This window comes from Pandoraea sp. NPDC087047, from assembly GCF_044745225.1.
Lineage (GTDB): Bacteria > Pseudomonadota > Gammaproteobacteria > Burkholderiales > Burkholderiaceae > Pandoraea.
Map to the genome: position 1 here is coordinate 215007 of NZ_JBIUZU010000002.1, position 17648 is coordinate 232654.

13 protein-coding genes are annotated in these 17648 nt (G+C 60.9%); 4 read left to right on the forward strand and 9 right to left on the reverse strand.

All coding sequences use genetic code 11. The annotated features are described in order from the left end of the window. The 3 genes from ACIPHM_RS03650 to aceE all read right to left on the reverse strand — a co-directional run bounded on the left by ACIPHM_RS03650 (window position 1) and on the right by aceE (window position 5117). The gene (locus ACIPHM_RS03650; protein WP_010807268.1) at window positions 1-582 is read right to left on the reverse strand and encodes a 20S proteasome subunits A/B; all 582 of its coding nucleotides are present in this window, start codon (window positions 580-582) and stop codon (window positions 1-3) included. A 76-nt stretch (window positions 583-658) separates the two neighbouring features. Continuing rightward, on the reverse strand, window positions 659-2332 hold the full coding sequence (gene aceF, locus ACIPHM_RS03655; RefSeq protein ID WP_400324659.1) for a dihydrolipoyllysine-residue acetyltransferase: 1674 nt from the start codon (window positions 2330-2332) through the stop codon (window positions 659-661). Window positions 2333-2429: 97 nt separating this feature from the next. Next, on the reverse strand, window positions 2430-5117 hold the full coding sequence (aceE, locus tag ACIPHM_RS03660; protein WP_400324661.1) for a pyruvate dehydrogenase (acetyl-transferring), homodimeric type: 2688 nt from the start codon (window positions 5115-5117) through the stop codon (window positions 2430-2432). 342 nt (window positions 5118-5459) lie between these two features. Here aceE and ACIPHM_RS03665 point away from each other — a divergent pair, with 342 nt between their 5' ends. From ACIPHM_RS03665 to ACIPHM_RS03680, 4 genes are all read left to right on the forward strand, one after another. Beyond that, window positions 5460-7943 (forward strand): PAS domain S-box protein, encoded by a 2484-nt coding sequence (locus ACIPHM_RS03665; RefSeq protein WP_400324663.1) that lies wholly within the window; start codon window positions 5460-5462, stop codon window positions 7941-7943. Next, the gene (locus ACIPHM_RS03670; protein WP_400324665.1) at window positions 7940-8608 is read left to right on the forward strand and encodes a response regulator transcription factor; all 669 of its coding nucleotides are present in this window, start codon (window positions 7940-7942) and stop codon (window positions 8606-8608) included. Before ACIPHM_RS03665 ends, ACIPHM_RS03670 begins: the two co-directional genes overlap by 4 nt. A gap of 265 nt (window positions 8609-8873) precedes the next feature. After that, a complete protein-coding gene (gene folD / locus ACIPHM_RS03675; RefSeq protein WP_400324667.1) occupies window positions 8874-9725 on the forward strand; it encodes a bifunctional methylenetetrahydrofolate dehydrogenase/methenyltetrahydrofolate cyclohydrolase FolD in 852 nt (283 codons plus the stop codon). A gap of 369 nt (window positions 9726-10094) precedes the next feature. Next, a complete protein-coding gene (locus tag ACIPHM_RS03680) occupies window positions 10095-12173 on the forward strand; it encodes a M3 family metallopeptidase (protein ID WP_400324669.1) in 2079 nt (692 codons plus the stop codon). 113 nt (window positions 12174-12286) lie between these two features. Here the strand turns inward: ACIPHM_RS03680 and ACIPHM_RS03685 are convergent, their stop codons facing one another. The 6 genes from ACIPHM_RS03685 to hflC form a co-directional block, all read right to left on the reverse strand. Beyond that, complete coding sequence (locus ACIPHM_RS03685; protein ID WP_400324671.1) at window positions 12287-12922, reverse strand: DUF4189 domain-containing protein; 636 nt, start codon at window positions 12920-12922, stop codon at window positions 12287-12289. 378 nt (window positions 12923-13300) lie between these two features. Beyond that, entirely contained in the window at window positions 13301-13837 is a 537-nt protein-coding gene (locus tag ACIPHM_RS03690; protein WP_400324673.1) for a phosphoribosyltransferase, read from the reverse strand. Between the two features lie 26 nt (window positions 13838-13863). Then, window positions 13864-15204: an adenylosuccinate synthase gene (locus tag ACIPHM_RS03695; RefSeq protein ID WP_400324675.1), complete on the reverse strand. Its 1341-nt coding sequence runs from the start codon at window positions 15202-15204 to the stop codon at window positions 13864-13866. Window positions 15205-15276: 72 nt separating this feature from the next. After that, a complete protein-coding gene (locus tag ACIPHM_RS03700; RefSeq protein WP_400324677.1) occupies window positions 15277-16437 on the reverse strand; it encodes an ATP phosphoribosyltransferase regulatory subunit in 1161 nt (386 codons plus the stop codon). Window positions 16438-16475: 38 nt separating this feature from the next. Then, window positions 16476-16667 carry a DUF2065 domain-containing protein gene (locus ACIPHM_RS03705; RefSeq protein ID WP_150668265.1) on the reverse strand — a complete coding sequence of 64 codons (192 nt, stop codon included), beginning with the start codon at window positions 16665-16667 and terminating at the stop codon, window positions 16476-16478. Window positions 16668-16738: 71 nt separating this feature from the next. Next, complete coding sequence (gene hflC / locus ACIPHM_RS03710) at window positions 16739-17638, reverse strand: protease modulator HflC (RefSeq protein WP_400324679.1); 900 nt, start codon at window positions 17636-17638, stop codon at window positions 16739-16741. Between the last annotated feature and the right edge of the window lie 10 nt (window positions 17639-17648).

Here is a 17648-nt window from a genome sequence, read left to right on the forward strand (position 1 = left end):
TTATGACTTGATGGTGGTATCGATCGGAAACGCATGCACCTGAAACGGGCCGGCAGAACTCTTGTCGAATTCCGCCCCTGCCTTCACGCCCGCTTCGGCGATGGCGCTTGCGCTCAGATCCTGGTCGTAGAGGGCATACATGGCGCCGAGCGCGAAGTTGCGCCCCGAACCGATCCCCCAGAACCGATCGAAAACAAACACTTCCCGGTAGGAATAAACCCCGTAGATGCCTGTCGGATTCGCAATCACGCTCGTGATCTGCGACGACTCGTACGGGTCGTCTTCCTCTTCCTTCGTGTTGAGGAAATACTCTTCCTTGAGCTTCTGATGGACGCGGCAGAACGTGCGGAAAACTTCGTCGCGCGAATGCAGACGGCATTCGTCCGCCATGCCGGAGAGAATGGCGCGCATGACCGGGAAATGCGCGGTCGTGCCAGCCAGACCGACATAGGAATCGCCTACGAGGAAAACCTTGCGGTTCTCTTCGTACGATTGCGAGAGCCGGGTATCGCCGAACGTCACGAGCGAATCGGCGGCAATGGCGATCTCACCTGCCTTCTTGACGACTACCACGGTGGTCATGATGCCCTCCCCGTCCAGGATCCTGAAGCTTGCGCGTGCCGCCAGCGCGCTCACGCGCGGCCGGCGGCACCTGCCATTACAGCATTGCGCGACGGAAGTCCGCCAGCAATTGCCCCAGGTAGGCGTTGAAGCGCGCAGCCTCAGCACCATCGATCACGCGGTGATCGTAGGACAGCGACAGCGGCAGTGTCAGTTGCGGCAGGAACTGTTGCTTGCCCTCATCCCACACCGGCTTCTGATACGAACGCGACAGACCGAGAATGGCCACTTCCGGAGCGTTGATGATCGGCGTGAAGGTCGTGCCGCCGATACCGCCGAGCGACGAGATCGAGAAGCAACCGCCTTGCATCTGATCCGGCTTGAGCTTGCCCTCGCGAGCGAGCTTTGCCAGTTCCGAGGTTTCGCGAGCGATCTCGAACACACCCTTCTTGTCCGCGTCGCGAACGACCGGCACAACGAGGCCGTTCGGCGTATCAGCCGCGAAACCAATGTGGAAGTACTGCTTGAAGACGAGGTTGTCGCCGTCGAGGCTGGCGTTGAACGTCGGGAATTTCTTCAGGGCCAGCACGCAGGCCTTGATGACGAATGCGAGCATCGTGACCTTGATGCCGGCCTTTTCGTTTTCCTTGTTCAACTGCACGCGGAACGCTTCGAGCTCACCGATATCCGCTTCGTCGTTGTTCGTGACGTGCGGGATCATGACCCAGTTGCGGTGCAGGTTCGCGCCCGAAATCTTCTTGATGCGCGAGAGTGCCTTCGGCTCGACCGGACCGTACTTCGAGAAGTCGACCTTCGGCCACGGCAGCAGGTTCAGCTCGCCGCCACCTGCCGGTGCAGCACCGGCAGCCGCCGGGCGATTGCCCGCGAGTACGCTCTTGATGAAGGTGCGCACATCATCGACGACCACGCGGCCCTTCGGACCGGTGCCCTTCACTTGCGTGACGTCCACGCCCAGTTCGCGGGCGAACTTGCGCACCGACGGGCTGGCGTGGCTGATCGGCCGAGTGCCCGTTGCTGCGGCAGCAGTTGCAGGGGCAGCAGCGACCGGGGCCGGGGCTGCGGCAGGTGCCGGCGCAGGCGCTGCGCTCTGGGCTGCCGGGGCGGGTGCTGCCGCCGGTGCTGCGGCCTTGGCCGGTGCTGCCGCGGCAGCACCTTCGAGCACGACGATCAGCGAACCTTCGGACACCTTGTCGCCGACCTTGACCTTCAGTTCCTTCACCACGCCGGCGGCCGGGCTCGGTACATCCATCGATGCCTTGTCCGACTCCAGCGTGACGAGCGATTGCTCGGCGGTGACAGTGTCGCCCACCTTGACCAGCACTTCGATCACGGGCACGTCGTCGTAACCGCCGATATCCGGCACCTTCACGTCGATCTTGCTCGTGCCACCGCTGGCGGCCGGGGCAGCAGCCGGCGCTGCGGCAGCCGGTGCCGGAGCCGCAGCTTGCGGCGCGGCAGCGGGTACCGCCGCCGGTGCCGCGGCACCGTTGGCTTGCGCGCCCGAGCCGTTCGCGGTCTCGAGCGTCAGAATCAGGGAGCCTTCGGACACCTCGTCGCCGACCTTCAGGCTCAGTGCCTTGATGACACCCGCAGCCGGGCTCGGCACATCCATCGTGGCCTTGTCCGATTCCAGCGTGATCAGGGCCTGCTCGGCGTCGATCTTGTCGCCCGCCTTGACCAGCACTTCGATTACGGGCAAGTCCTTGAAGTCACCGATATCGGGGACTTTCACTTCGATCACTTGACTCATTTTCTACAGTCTCCTCGAGGCTGCGCGTGACATGCGGCACGCGCCGGCCTGCCGCTGGGGGGCGGCTGACAGGCGCGCTCACCGCACGCAGCGGCCTTTAGACGGTCATCGGGTTGGGTTTGTTCGGATCCAGGTTGTACTTGGCAATCGCTTCGGCAACCTTGCTTGCCGGCAGCGTGCCTTCGTCTGCCAGTGCCTTGAGGGCAGCGACCGTGACCCAGTTACGATCCACCTCGAAGAAGTGACGCAGCTTCTCTCGCGTATCCGAGCGGCCATAACCGTCGGTGCCGAGGACCACATAACGACCGCGAACGAACGGACGAATCTGATCGGCGTACGTACGGATGTAGTCGGTCGATGCGATGACCGGACCACGCGTATCGTTAAGGCACTTCTCGACGTGCGACAAACGGGCCGTCTCGGTCGGGTGCAGCAGATTGTGACGCGCCACGTCGTTGCCTTCGCGGGCCAGTTCCGTGAAGCTCGGGCAGCTCCACAGATCCGATTCGACACCCCAATCGTTCTTGAGCATTTCGGCGGCAGCGATCACTTCGTTGAAGATCGTGCCCGAACCCAGCAGTTGCACGCGCGGTGCCTTGCTGTTGTCGGTGCCGCGACGGAACGCATACATACCCTTCAGAATGTCCTGCTCCACGCCTTCCGGCATTGCCGGGTGCGCGTAGTTTTCGTTCATCACGGTCAGGTAGTAGTACACATCTTCCTGATCCTGCACCATGCGGCGCAGACCGTCCTGAACGATCACGGCGAGTTCATAGGCGAACGTCGGATCGTACGGCAGGCAGTTCGGGATCGACGATGCCCACAGCAGCGAGTGACCGTCTTCGTGCTGAAGACCTTCGCCGTTCAGGGTCGTACGACCGGCCGTGCCGCCCACGAGGAAACCGCGAGCGCGCATGTCGCCAGCGGCCCAGGCGAGATCGCCGATACGCTGGAAGCCGAACATCGAATAAAAGATGTAGAACGGGATCATCGTCTCGCCGTGCGTCGAGTACGACGTTGCGGCGGCGATCCAGTCGCACATACCACCCGCTTCGTTGATGCCTTCCTGCAGAATCTGACCGTTCTCAGATTCCTTGTAGAACATCAGCTGGTCCTGATCCTGCGGGATGTAACGCTGGCCGACCTGGCTCCAGATACCGATCTGGCGGAACAGACCTTCCATACCGAAGGTACGCGATTCGTCCGGCACGATCGGCACAATGCGCTGACCCAGCGCCTTGTCCTTGAGCAGCACGTTGAGAATACGCACGAACGCCATGGTCGTCGAAATCTCACGGCCATCGGCGGTTGCCTTGAGCAGCGCGTCGAATGCGTTCAGCGCGGGCACCGGCAGCGAAGCCGCCTTGGTACGGCGCTGCGGCAGATAGCCACCCAGCTCCATACGGCGTGCGCGCATGTATTCCAGCTCCTTCGAGCCTTCGTCGAACTTCAGGTACGGCACGTCGGCAATCTGATCGTCCGAGATCGGCAGCTTGAACTGGTCGCGGAACTTCTTGAGCGACTCCACCGGCATCTTCTTCTGCTGGTGGGTGATGTTCATGGCCTGACCGGCCTCGCCCATGCCATAGCCCTTGATGGTCTTGGCCAGAATGACGGTCGGCTGACCCTTGTGCGTCGTTGCCGACTGATAGGCCGCGTAGATCTTGTGCGGATCGTGACCGCCGCGGTTCAGTGCCCAGATGTCCTCGTCGGACCAGTCGGCCACCATGGCCTTCAGCGCCGGCGTGTTGAAGAAGTTCTCGCGAACGTAGGCGCCATCCTTCGACTTGTAGGTCTGATACTCGCCGTCCACGCACTCCATCATGCGCTTCATCAGCAGGCCCTGCTTGTCGCGGGCGAGCAGCGAATCCCAACGGCTGCCCCAAATCACCTTGATGACATTCCAGCCGGCACCGCGGAATTCCGATTCGAGTTCCTGAATGATCTTGCCGTTACCGCGCACCGGCCCGTCGAGGCGCTGCAGGTTACAGTTGATCACGAACACGAGGTTGTCCAACTGCTCGCGACCGGCCATGCCGATAGCGCCCAGCGATTCCGGCTCATCCGTTTCGCCGTCGCCGAGGAAGGCCCAGACCTTGCGGCCTTCGGTCTTCACAATGGTGCGCGACTCGAGGTACTTCATGAAGCGCGCCTGGTAGATCGCCATGATCGGACCGAGGCCCATCGACACCGTCGGGAATTGCCAGAAGTCCGGCATCAGCCACGGGTGCGGGTACGACGAAAGACCGCCGCCGTCCACTTCCTGACGGAAGTTCTCGAGCTGCGTCATTTCCAGACGGCCCAGCAGGAACGCACGGCTGTACACGCCCGGCGACGAGTGCCCCTGCACGAAGACAAGATCGCCACCGTGTTTCTCGGACGGGGCATGCCAGAAGTGGTTGAAACCGACGTCGTAAAGCGTTGCGGCCGAGGCAAACGAGGCGATGTGACCGCCGACGTTCGTGTCCTTGCCGGCACGCAGCACCATCGCGATCGCGTTCCAGCGGGTGTACGAGCGGATCTTGTGCTCGACATCCTGATCGCCCGGGATACGGGCCTGCTGTTCGACGGGGATGGTGTTGATGTAGGGGGTGTTAGCCGAGAACGGGAGATGTTCGCCGTTGATGCGGGCGAATTCGATCAACTTTTCAAGCAGGTAGTGAGCGCGCTCCGGGCCTTCGGCCGCCAGCACGCCTTCGAGCGAGGCCAGCCATTCTTGCGTTTCTTGGGGATCGGCGTCCGCAGGGGATACGATCTTCAGGGCTTCTTCAGGTACGGCGGACATGGTGTCTCCTTGTCTGTCGTTAGCGGGTTGGCGTAATGGTCGATACCCGCTTCATGGACGGGCCTACCGGCATTTTTACCGGGGCATTGTACGAAGGATATTCCTGCCTTCGCAAGCGAAATTTCAGATTACGATAGCAATTTTCACAATACGGAATTCTGTTGCAGTGCACATAAAATCAAGGGGTTGCCGACATCATCAGAGCACGATCCCCAGTCGTACCGCTCGGTCTCAGTTGCACAATGAGCGGCCGTCTTACCGAAAAGATCGGACAGTTCCGAAAAGCAGTCCACAACAGACTACAGCAGCGGGAAACCGGTCGGCCTGAGCTACAATCTCGCCATGCTTTCGCCACGCCTCGCAAACTCCTCCCCGCCGTCCCGGTCCTCAGCTACGCCTGCCCGCTCCAACCGTTGGTTGCAGGGGTTCGCGGAGTCGCACTACTACTTGCTGGTGCCGCTCGTCTCCATTGTGATCTTCCTCGTGGTGATGAGTCTGATTCTGTGGAGCCTGAATCGCCGGGAGACGGAGCAGCAACAGGACACGCTTTACCGGAACGTCGCGTGGGCGCAGCAGCAGATCCGTCTGAATATGCTGGCCATTCAGGACCAGATCAGTTCCCTTGCGCGCGACACGGCGGCCAAGCCACAGGACATCGCTCACTTCCAGAACACGGCGAGCGAGTTGATGCAGAATCATGCGGACATCGTCTTCATGAACTGGCTCGACGCCTCGCAAAGACCGAAATGGTCGGTCCCGGCCGACTCCCCGTTCGCCTCTCGCTTGCAGGGCTCGGCGCAACATCCGATGGAGGACGAACTATTGGTGGCGTTTCGCGCGGCCCGCGATTCCCGCCGATCGGCCTATTCCACTCTGATCTACGACGCCTCGGGCGCGAGCTATATCGTCGTGCAGGTGCCCGTGCTGCGCGAGCGCGAATTCCTCGGCACGATCAGCGCGGTGTATTCAGTAGAGGGGCTGCTGATCCACGAATTGCCACAGGAGCTCGGCGACAAGTTCAAGGTGTCGTTCATCGACACCCACAACAATGAACTGGCGACGACATCGACACGACCGCCATTGCCTCGCGATGTGTCTTACGAACTGTTGCTCGATCCGCCCGGACATAGTCTGGCGGTGCGCATCTATTCCTATCCGGCAGTCGGCAATTTCGTCAACAACACGCTGGTCTGGCTGATCGCCGGGTTGTCGTGCTTCGTTCTCTGGAGTCTCTGGAGTCTCTGGCGGCACACACGCCAGCGATTCGAGGCACAGCAGGCGCTTTTTAACGAGACGTCGTTCCGGCGGGCGATGGAAAACTCCATCGTGATCGGCATGCGGGTGCTCGACCTTCAGGGCCACATCACTTATGTAAACCCGGCGTTTTGCCGGATGACGGGCTGGGACGAGCCGGATCTCATGAACCGCGCGCCGCCCTATCCTTACTGGCCGAAAGACGATATTCACGAAATGCAGCGTCGCATCGACATGACGCTGCGCGGCAAGGCGCCGTCGCACGGCTTCGAAATCCGCGTGCAACGCAAGGACGGCACGATTTTCTACGCGCGCATGTTCGTTTCGCCGCTCGTGGATGCACACGGGCGCCAGACGGGCTGGATGTCGTCGCTGACCGACATCAGTGAGCCCAAGCGGGCGCGCGAGGAACTCGCCGCAGCCCACGAGCGGTTCACGACCGTGCTGGAAAGTCTCGATGCATCGGTGTCGGTCCTTGCCGTCGACAAGGCGGAACTGCTCTTCGCGAACCGCTATTACCGACAATTGTTCGGCACACGCCCCGAAGGTCACCTGGAGTTGTCGGGCGGTGGCGAGCTTTCGCCAACGTCGCTCGACCACATCGACATGGTCGACGCCTTCGCGGGGCTGCCGGCCGCCTCACTGACGGACACGGCCGCGGAAACGCAGGAGATTTACCTGCCGACTCACCAGAAATGGTTCGAAGTCCGACGCCAATACATTCAGTGGGTCGACGGCCATCTGGCACAGTTGCAGGTTGCCACGGACATTACGGCGCGCCGTCATGCGGAAGAGCTGGCCCGTCAGGAAGAAGAACGACTGCAATTTACGGGGCGTCTGACGACCATGGGCGAGATGGCCTCGTCGCTCGCTCACGAACTGAACCAGCCGCTCGCGGCCATCAACAACTACTGCATGGGCACTGCGGCGCTGGTCCGCGCGGGCCGTACTTCTCCGGAAACGCTGCTACCGGCGCTTGAAAAAACCTCGCAACAAGCTGTCCGTGCGGGCATGATCATCAAGCGGATTCGCGCGTTCGTGAAGCGTAGCGAACCGAAGCGTCAACCGTCATCGATTTATGAGATCGTCGCAGATGCAGTTGGCCTGGCCGAGATCGAAGCGCGCAAACGGCGCATTCGCATCGTCACCGAGCTTCCGGCAGGACTGCCACAAATCAACGTCGACCCCGTGCTCATCGAACAGGTGCTCATGAACCTGCTCAAGAACGCCGCCGAAGCCATGCACGGCTATACGCCGCCTCCCGGTCAGCGACGTGACCCGACAGTGCGCCTGCATGTGGAACGGCGAGACAAATCTGTCGAATTCCAGGTGTCCGATCATGGACCCGGTGTCGACGAAGCAACTATCGAACGATTGTTTGAACCGTTCTTTAGCACCAAATCGGATGGCATGGGCATGGGCCTGAATATCTGCCGTTCGATCATCGAATCGCATCACGGCCGTCTGTGGGTAGAAAACAATGAAATCGACGGCGTGCGGAATGGTTGTACTTTTTGTATTCTGTTACCGTTAGAAAGCGATACGACATCCGGATCCGGGGGAGGACTATGACGACACCCAATATTAATATCGATCAAGAAACTGTCTTCGTTGTTGATGACGACGAAGCAGTCCGCGACTCGCTTCGCTGGCTTCTCGAAGCCAATGGTTATCACGTGCGAGGGTTTGGCAGTGCAGACGATTTTCTTCAGTACTGCGCCGACGTCACCCAGAGTCATCGACCAAGCAATCTGGTCGGCTGCCTGATTCTCGACGTTCGCATGCCAGGCATGAGCGGCCTGGAACTTCAGGACGCGCTGATCGAGCGAAACATCAACCTCCCGATCATCTTCGTGACCGGTCACGGCGACGTGCCGATGGCCGTCGAGACGATGAAGAAAGGTGCCATGGACTTCATCGAAAAACCGTTCGATGAAGCCGAACTTCGCCTGCAAGTCGAAAAGATGCTGTCCAAGGCCCGTCAGGAGGCCAGCAGTCATCGTGAACAGCAGGCTGCCGAGGAGTTGCTCAGGAAACTGACGAGCCGCGAGCATCAAGTGCTGGAGCGCATCATTGCCGGTCGCCTGAACAAACAGATTGCCGACGACCTTGGCATCAGCATCAAGACCGTCGAGGCGCACCGCGCCAATATCATGGAGAAGCTCAACGTCAATACCGTTGCCGATCTGCTCCGTCTGGCGTTGTCGAAGCGCTCAAGCGGATCGCCTCGCCCCTGAGCCTGCCGTAGAGACTTGCAGGCATTCGCAGGCGCCCCGCTCGTTCATGAGGGGCGCCTGATTACCGAGCCCCGACCGGCGGCTGGATTGCCGGTCGCCCCCTCCACGGCGTCGCCGTGGCGTCTCCACGCGAGACACCCTGCCCCTCCCGTGTGCGTCGGTGGCCCGTTATAATACGGTCTTTGCGCTCGTCACCCGCCTGACCGGCGCTGCCGTATCCGGCCCCTTGGGCCAGCCCCCTTCCTTCATACGATATCCACGCATCATGACCGCCACCCTCATCGACGGCAACGCCCTCGCCAAACGCATTCGCGCCGAAGTTGCCACGCGCGCCGCCGCCCTCACCGCCCGCGGCCACCAACCCGGCCTCGCCGTGGTTTTGGTCGGCGAAGACCCGGCCAGTCAGGTGTATGTGCGCAATAAAGTCAAAGCCTGTGAAGACAACGGCCTGTATTCGTCGCTCGACCGCTACCCGGCCGACCTGTCTGAGCGTGACCTCCTCGCGCGCATCGATGAACTGAATCGCGATCCGAAAATCAACGGCATCCTGGTGCAACTGCCGCTGCCCAAGCATATCGACAGCCACAAGGTGCTCGAAGCGATTGCGCCGGAGAAAGATGTCGACGGCTTTCACGTCTCGAATGCCGGCGCCCTGATGACCGGTGCACCGCTGTTCCGCCCGTGCACGCCGTACGGCTGCATGAAGATGCTCGAGTCGGTGGAATTCCCGCTGCGTGGCGCCGTCGCCGTAGTGATCGGCGCGTCGAATATCGTGGGCAAGCCCATGGCGATGATGCTGCTTCAAGCCGGCGCCACCGTCACGATCTGCAATAGCAAGACCCGCGATCTGGCGGCTCACACGCGTAACGCCGACGTGATCGTTGCGGCTGTGGGCAAGCGCAATATCGTGACCGCGGACATGGTCAAACCGGGCGCGGCCGTGATCGACGTCGGCATGAATCGCGACGACGAGGGCAAGCTGTGTGGCGACGTAGACTTCCGCGGCGTCAAGGAAGTGGCAGGCTTCATCACCCCGGTGCCGGGCGGCGTCGGCCCGATGACCATCACCATGCTGCTCGTCAACACCATCGAAGCGGCGGAACGTACGCTGGGCTGATCGACTACCGATCCCCCGAGCGCAGCACGCTTCGCCTTCACACAGGGCGCGCACGGCCCGTCGGGTCATGCGCGCCCTTGTCATTCATGGGTCGGCGCCGAAAAATCCAGCGAAATGCCTGATGCCGGCGTCGGACTATCCCGAAAATCGCGTCTGTGCCGAGTGACAAAACGGGCCGCTTTGCCGGCCCTTCCCCACGCTGTCTCGCCCCCCTTCCCGCTCGATGCCGCGCCAATCAAGGCGGCACAAGGCTTTGCCGGAATTTTCACCTTCGGGAACGCCAATCGATCCGGTTGAAAAAAACGACTGGAAAATTCGACAGGTTGCCCCCACACTCTTCGTAAGCCCCTTCAAGTGGATAACGAACGCATGAATACGCCGCAAACCAATCCTCTGCTCGACATCGAAGGACTTCCCCGCTTTGCCGACATCCGTCCCGAACACGTAACGCCTGCGATTGACGTGCTGCTGGAGCAGGCGCGGGCGGCGGTCGACCGCGCAGCGGATTCTGCCACGCCGGCGACCTGGGCCAATATTCTCGACGCGGTGGAAGATGGCACCGAAGGCCTGGGCCGCGCCTGGGAAATCATCGGACACCTGAACGCTGTTGCCGACACGCCAGCGTTGCGCGCGGCTTACAGCGACAACCTGCCGCGTGTGACAGAGTTCTCGGCGAGCGTCGGGCAAAATCTGGCACTGTTCGAAAAGTACAAGGCGATTGCCGCCGGCCCGGAATTTTCCGGTCTTTCGGCCGCCCGCAAGAAGATCCTCGATAACGAGATGCGCGGTTTTCGTCTGGGCGGTGCAGAACTCCCGGAAGATCAGAAGCCGCGATTTGCCGAGATTCAGGAAGCGCAGGCCAACCTGGCCAAGAATTTCTCGGATCACGTGCTCGACGCCACCAACAAGTTCTCGCTTGTCGTGACCGACGAGAAGGAAATCGCCGGCCTGCCCGACGATGACAAGGCGGCAGCGCGCGCCGCAGCCGAACGCGATGGCATGGAAGGCTGGAAATTCACGTTGCACTTCCCGTCATACTTCCCCGTGTTGCAGTATGCGGATAACCGCGCACTGCGCGAAAAACTCTATCGCGCCAATGTCACCCGCGCGTCGGAACTCGGCCCGCAATTCGGCGATGGCGAGGCCGACTGGGACAACACGGGAATCGTGGTCGAACAACTGGCATTGCGTCGCGAAGAAGCGCAGATGCTGGGCTTCAAGAACTACGCCGAAGTGTCGCTCGAACCCAAGATGGCCGAATCGCCCGCCCAAGTGCTCGAATTCCTCGAAGACCTTGCGCGCCGCGCACGTCCGTACGCGGAGCAAGACTGGGAAGAATTGCAAGCGTTCGCGGCCAAGTCGCTGGGCATCGAGAAGCTGCAACCGTGGGATACCGCTTACGCTTCGGAGAAGCTGCGCCAGCAACGATATGCGTTTTCGGAAACGGAAGTGCGTCAGTATTTCCCATTGCCCAAGGTGCTGGACGGCCTGTTCCGGGTCGCCGGTACCCTGTTCGGCGTCACGATTCGTCCCCAAGAGGCCGAGACGTGGCATCCGGACGTGCGCTTCTTCCGCATTGAGCGCGATGGTGAGCTGGTCGCGCAGTTCTACATGGATCTGTTCGCTCGTGAAGGCAAACGCGGCGGTGCGTGGATGGACAGTGCCCGCACGCGCAAGCGTCTGCATGACGGCGCGCTGCAAACGCCGGTCGCCTACCTCGTGTGCAACTTCCCGCCGCCGGTGGGCGAAAAGCCCGCCCTGCTGCCTCATGACGACGTGATCACGTTGTTCCACGAGTTCGGTCACGGCCTGCATCACATGCTCACGCAAGTGGAAGATGCCGGGGTCGCGGGCATCAACGGAGTGGAGTGGGATGCTGTCGAACTGCCGTCGCAGTTCATGGAGAACTTCTGCTGGGAATGGGATGTTCTCGAGCACATGACGGCTCACGTCGATACCGGTGCAGCGCTGCCGCGCGAGCTGTTCGACAAGATGATTGCCGCGCGTAACTTCCAGAGCGGTCTGATGATGCTGCGTCAATTAGTCTTCTCGGACTTCGACATGCATCTACACTACGATTTCGACCCGCATGGCAAGGAATCGGTGCTCGAGGTTTCGCGTCGTATCAACGATCGTCTGCATGTCACACCGCAAGCGGAATTCTCGCGCTGGCCCAACACGTTCAGCCACATCTTTGCCGGCGGTTACGCGGCAGGGTATTACAGCTACAAGTGGGCCGAGGTGCTGTCGGCAGATGCGTATGCAGCTTTCGAAGAAGCTGCCCAGGTGACCGGCTCGGTATTGGATACGGCGACGGGTACCCGCTATCGCGATGAAATTCTCGCGGTGGGCGGCAGTCGCAAGGCGATGGAGTCGTTTATCGCATTCCGTGGCCGTGCGCCGCAAGTCGACGCCCTGCTGCGCCATAGCGGTATGTCGGCTAGCTGACGTTTCTTCTGCATCATCTATAAGAAAACGGGCGCCCAGCGTAAGCTGGCGCCCGTTTTTGCTTTCATGATGGCGATAAGCGACGCAGTCGAAAGACCGCAGCGTCTGCCGTATCAACCGTCGTCGTCGCAGCCGTTCGGTCGCCATACATAGCTGTTCGTCTCTTTGTCCAGGCAACGAGCCGCCTGGAACCGAACCGTGCAACCGTTCTCGAAGGTCCGTACGCACTCGCCGTTGACGCATTGCGTCTGCATGCGTACCACCCGCCCGGTGGGTATTCGACACTGCGTAGGTGCAGCCTGAGCCGCTTTAGGCGGCGGCAACCGCTTCCCCGGTCGCTGACCGTTGTCGAACCAGACCTGCGCCCCCTCCATCGCACATTGGCCGCCTCGCTCACAGACGACAAAGGCGTCCTGCAGGGCAGATTCCTGCGTGTCGCCAAGCGCGACCCCGACTTCGCCATTGCTGGCGTGGACAACCGCCCAGTACGCGGGACCGTTGCCCGCCATCAGCACGTCGCATCGTGCGCCCCGGCTGCCGGAGGCCAATTGCGTTCTACAGCGCTCCAGCGCGGCCAGCTTGGCCTTGGCCATCGACGTCTGATTCGTCACATGGACGTACCGCAGGCCATGCCCCGTGCGCACACCCGCCACGGCCGACGCCGCGAAAGTCGATGTGCTGGCCAAAGCCAGCACACTCGCGAGCCACACGGCGCAAATCACGAGGAAGAAACGAAACGACCGAATCATGACGAAGTGGCAGGCACGAGATGCGCAATTGACGGAAAGCGATACCGCATCAGACCACATGGCGAGGCTCGACGAAGCGTCAAGTAAAGGGGGAATTGCCTGTTTAATGCCTCACCTGACGAAACCCGCGACATATCCGTCATACCTCAGCACACCTGCCGCTCTCATGCTCTGCATACCCGGGCGCCAACAGCGCGAAAACCACCAAGTACTCGCGGCACGCCAATATTCCCGGCACGATCAGAGAATCCCTGTGCCCTGTGCCCCATCACCACGCAAATACAAACCACCAAAACAAAACAGGCGGTGCATCTTGCGATGCCACCGCCTGCCAATGCCCGGATGCGCTTACCGCACACCCGGATGCATCAGAACCACTCAGGTACCACGCTTGATCCACGCCGCGAGATTGTGCGGACTCAGCGTGTCGTACTCTTCGAACGGCTGGTGAATCCACGGATTCGTCGCCAGGAAATCAACCGCGTAATCGGGCGCGACCTTCGAACAGGCCTTGTGCCACAGCACTGCCGAGCGCACGTCCGTCACCTTCGGAAAACGCTCCTTAAGGTGCTTGCCAACGCGCTCAAGCGTCACGCCCGAATCGACCAGATCGTCGACCAGCAGCACGCGGCCTTCCAGCTCGCCGCGCGTGATGGTGATGTACTGGGCGATGTCGAGATCACCACGAACGGTGCCTTCGGCTTCACGATACGAACTCGTCGCCAGAATCGCGAGCGGTACGTCGTAGATACGTGCGAGCTGATCGCCCACACGCAAGCCACCACGGGCCAGACACAGGATCTTGTCGAACTTCCAGTTGGACTCATAGACCTTGAGCGCCAGGCGCTCGATCAATCGATGGTATTCGTCCCACGAGACCCAGAGGTTCTTATCGTCGTTTTGGGGCTGATTCATGGTTGTCTTGCCAGTCGTGCTGTTTTTCAGTTCTTGAAGGGATGACGCAAAAGGATCGTTTCGTCACGGTCCGGGCCAGTCGACACCATATCGATCGGAATACCGCTCACTTCCTCGATACGCTTCAGGTATGCCTGCGCCTCGAGCGGCAGTTTATCCCACGACGTCACACCGACCGTGCTTTTATCCCAGCCCTTGAAATTCTCGTAGATCGGCACGCAGCGTGCCACGTCGACAGCGCCAGGCGGAAGGATGTCGACCGACTTGCCATCGAACTCATAACCCACGCACAGACGAACGGTTTCGAGACCGTCGAGCACGTCGAGCTTCGTCATGCACAGGCCCGTGACACCGTTAATCTGGATCGAGCGCTTGAGTGCGGCGGCATCCATCCAACCCGTACGACGCGGACGGCCCGTCACGGAACCGAATTCCTTGCCGACCGTTGCCAGTTGCAGGCCAATGGCTTCCTGACGTGCGGGATTGTCCGCATCGTACAGTTCGCTCGGGAACGGACCGGCACCAACGCGTGTGCAATATGCCTTGGTGATGCCCAGCACATAATGCAGCTGTTGCGGACCCACGCCGGCACCAGCCGACGCCGCACCTGCCACGCAGTTGCTGCTGGTCACGAACGGATACGTACCGTGGTCGATGTCGAGCAGCGTGCCTTGCGCGCCTTCGAACAGCAGATTCTTGCCTTCCTTATTGACCGCGTAGAGCTCTTGCGACACGTCTGCAATCATCGGACTCAGGCGCTCGGCGTAGCTCAGCATGGTACCAAGCGTTTCCTGGAAATCGACAGCCTCCGCGCCCAGATATTGCGTCAGGACGAAGTTGTGATAATCGAGGTTTTCGCGCAGACGTTCGGCAAATGCCTTCGGATCGAGCAGATCCTGCACACGCAGTGCACGGCGACCGACCTTGTCTTCGTAGGCCGGACCAATGCCGCGACCGGTCGTGCCGATCTTGCTCGCGCCGCGACGCACTTCGCGCGCCTTGTCGATGGCAATGTGGTACGGGAGAATCAAGGTGCACGCTTCGGAAATGCGCAGACGGCCACACACGTCGAGCCCGGCGCTTTCCAACTCACCAATTTCCTTGAACAGAGCTTCGGGCGACAGCACCACACCGTTGCCGATGTAGCACTTCACATTCTTGTGCATGATGCCCGACGGGATCAGGCGCAGGATCGTCTTCTTGCCACCGATGATGAGCGTATGTCCGGCGTTGTGTCCCCCTTGGAAACGCACCACGCCTTGCGCGTGATCGGTCAGCCAATCGACGACCTTACCCTTGCCTTCGTCGCCCCATTGGGTTCCGATAACGACGACGTTGCGTCCCTGATTCAAAGCATTGCCGGACATAACAATAGTTGGTTTGGTTAAAAACGTATTCTACCCGTGTTGGCGCAGGCGAGTGCCGCTTTTTTCAGCGCATCACCGGGGCGTAACGACCCACTGGCCGTCTTTTTCAACGAGCACACGGTCTCCCGTGAATTCCTCGAAATCCTGATCGTGGCCCGGCAGCATGCGGATGACCACCTCGCCCGCGTCGCGCAGGCTGTCGATCTTGGCTCGCAACCCCGGAACGTCGTCCGCCGGCGCCAAAATCGCGTTACTACGGGCTTCGACCGGCGAAATGGCGGCCAACTCCCGCAAATCGAGCGAAAAACCGGTTGCCGGACGATCGCGACCGAACGCCTGCCCGACCTTGTCGTAACGGCCACCGCGCGCAATCGCGTTAGGAATGCCGTCGACGTATGCAGCGAACATCACGCCGCTGTGGTACTGGTACCCGCGCAGATCCGCCAGATCGATCGACAGCACGGCCGGGCCGTCCTTGCTCTGCGACGCCGCCAGATAGGCCAGATCGTCCAGCGCAGCCTTCACGCCCGGCAGATCCGGCAGGGCCTTGCGCGCACGTGCGAGCGTGTCGGCCGGCTCACCATACAACGTGGTCAAGCTCAGCAGCGCATCGCGCACATGGGCCGGAAGATCGCGCGTCAGCGCTTCGAGCTGCGGCACGTCCTTGGTCGCAAGCGCCCCGAACAACTGGCTCTCGATAGCTTCGGCAGCAGGCACCCCTTCGAGCAACGCTTCGAGCACGCCTGCGTGGCAAAGGTCGATGCGGATTTGCTTGAGGCCGGCCAATTGCAGGCAGAACAGCAGCAGTTCCTGAATTTCGAGATCGGCTTCCAGCCCACTGTGCCCGAAGATTTCAGCACCGATCTGGAACGGCTCACGCGTGGCCAGCAGATTACGCGGGCGCGTGAACAGCACGCTCCCGGCATAGCACAAACGCGTCACGCCCTTGCGGTTGAGCAAGTGGGCGTCGATACGGGCGATCTGCGGCGTGATGTCCGCGCGCAGGCCCATCGTGCGTCCCGAGAGCTGATCGACGAGCTTGAACGTGCGCAGATCGAGGTCATGGCCGGTGCCGGTCAGCAGCGACTCGACGTACTCGAGCATCGGCGGCATCACGAGTTCGTAGCCGTAGGTACGGAAGCGATCGAGCATGAGTCGGCGCAGATCTTCGATCTTGCGCGCCTCGGACGGCAGCACGTCGGCGATATTTTCGGGGAGTAGCCAGTTCGGCATGGGTATTTCGGAATTCAGACGGCGCGCAAATGCGCCTTTTAGTAATCGGCCAGCAGCATCAGAATCAGCCCCAGCAAGACGGCGGCCAGGCCGAAGAAGCGAATCTGGCCGGACGGCATTTCCGTTATTTTACGAAAACTTTGCCGCCACCGGTCCGGTGCGACAAACGGAAACAATCCCTCGACGATCAGCATGAGGGCGAAAGCGAGAATTATCGTGCTGCTGGTCACAGGCGGACTCGGCCAAAACGCCACCGCCCGCGTTGACGCGGGCGGTGGCAGCTACTCGGATGTCAAAGGCGCTATTTTCCCGCTTTTCCGGCTGACGCGCCAGCACCGCCGGAACTGCGCATGAATCGGAAGAAGTCGCTGTTCGGGTCGGCAATGATCACGTCCTTCTTGTCACGGAAGGTCGCTTTGTAGGCTTCGAGGCTCTGATAGAACTGAGCGAACTGCGGATCACGGCCAAATGCCTGCGCATAGATGTTGGCGGCAGCAGCGTCGCCCTCACCCTTGACTTGCTGTGCCTTGGCATACGCTTCGGCGACAACTACGTCACGCTGACGGTCGGCGTCGGCACGAATCTGCTCTGCCTCGGCAGCCCCGGTCGAACGCAGTTCGTTCGCCACGCGCTTGCGCTCGGCCGCCATACGGCTATACACCGAATCGCTGATGCCCGCAGCCAGATCCACGCGACGCATACGCACGTCGACAATTTCAATACCCACTTGAGCGGCTTCGTCGCCCACCTTCTGCTTGACCCACTGCATCACCTGATCACGCTGCGTCGACACGACTTCGGTCACCGTGCGCTTGGTGAAGGCTTCCTGCAATGCCGAGCGAATCTGCTGCGTCAGACGATCCTGCGCGAGGCGGTTATCTCCCTTGAAGCTCACGTAAAACTTGCGCGGATCGATGATGCGCCACTTCACATACGAGTCGACGATCAGGTTCTTCTTCTCAGCCGTGATGAAGCGCTCCGGCTCGGGGTTGTCGATGGTCATGATGCGCTTGTCCAGATACAGCACGGTCTGGAGCGGCGGCGGCAACTTGAATTTCAGACCGGGCTGGCTGTAGACATCCTTGATCTCGCCCAGCGAGAACACCACGGCATAACGGCGCTGGTCCACCACGAACATGGTCGAGGCGAGCACGATCAACAGAACGATCAGCGCGACAATAACGGTTCCAATACGGTTCATGCGCTTATCC

Bases quoted from the DNA above. Each gene is read 5' to 3' on its own strand.
- ACIPHM_RS03700 (WP_400324677.1), bottom strand. From the start codon at position 16,437: ATGCCGAACTGGCTACTCCCCGAAAATATCGCCGACGTGCTGCCGTCC.
- ACIPHM_RS03690 (WP_400324673.1), bottom strand. From the start codon at position 13,837: ATGAATCAGCCCCAAAACGACGATAAGAACCTCTGGGTCTCGTGGGAC.
- folD (WP_400324667.1), top strand. From the start codon at position 8,874: ATGACCGCCACCCTCATCGACGGCAACGCCCTCGCCAAACGCATTCGC.
- aceF (WP_400324659.1), bottom strand. From the start codon at position 2,332: ATGAGTCAAGTGATCGAAGTGAAAGTCCCCGATATCGGTGACTTCAAG.
- ACIPHM_RS03665 (WP_400324663.1), top strand. From the start codon at position 5,460: ATGCTTTCGCCACGCCTCGCAAACTCCTCCCCGCCGTCCCGGTCCTCA.
- ACIPHM_RS03680 (WP_400324669.1), top strand. From the start codon at position 10,095: ATGAATACGCCGCAAACCAATCCTCTGCTCGACATCGAAGGACTTCCC.
- hflC (WP_400324679.1), bottom strand. From the start codon at position 17,638: ATGAACCGTATTGGAACCGTTATTGTCGCGCTGATCGTTCTGTTGATC.
- ACIPHM_RS03670 (WP_400324665.1), top strand. From the start codon at position 7,940: ATGACGACACCCAATATTAATATCGATCAAGAAACTGTCTTCGTTGTT.
- ACIPHM_RS03650 (WP_010807268.1), bottom strand. From the start codon at position 582: ATGACCACCGTGGTAGTCGTCAAGAAGGCAGGTGAGATCGCCATTGCC.
- ACIPHM_RS03685 (WP_400324671.1), bottom strand. From the start codon at position 12,922: ATGATTCGGTCGTTTCGTTTCTTCCTCGTGATTTGCGCCGTGTGGCTC.
- ACIPHM_RS03695 (WP_400324675.1), bottom strand. From the start codon at position 15,204: ATGTCCGGCAATGCTTTGAATCAGGGACGCAACGTCGTCGTTATCGGA.
- aceE (WP_400324661.1), bottom strand. From the start codon at position 5,117: ATGTCCGCCGTACCTGAAGAAGCCCTGAAGATCGTATCCCCTGCGGAC.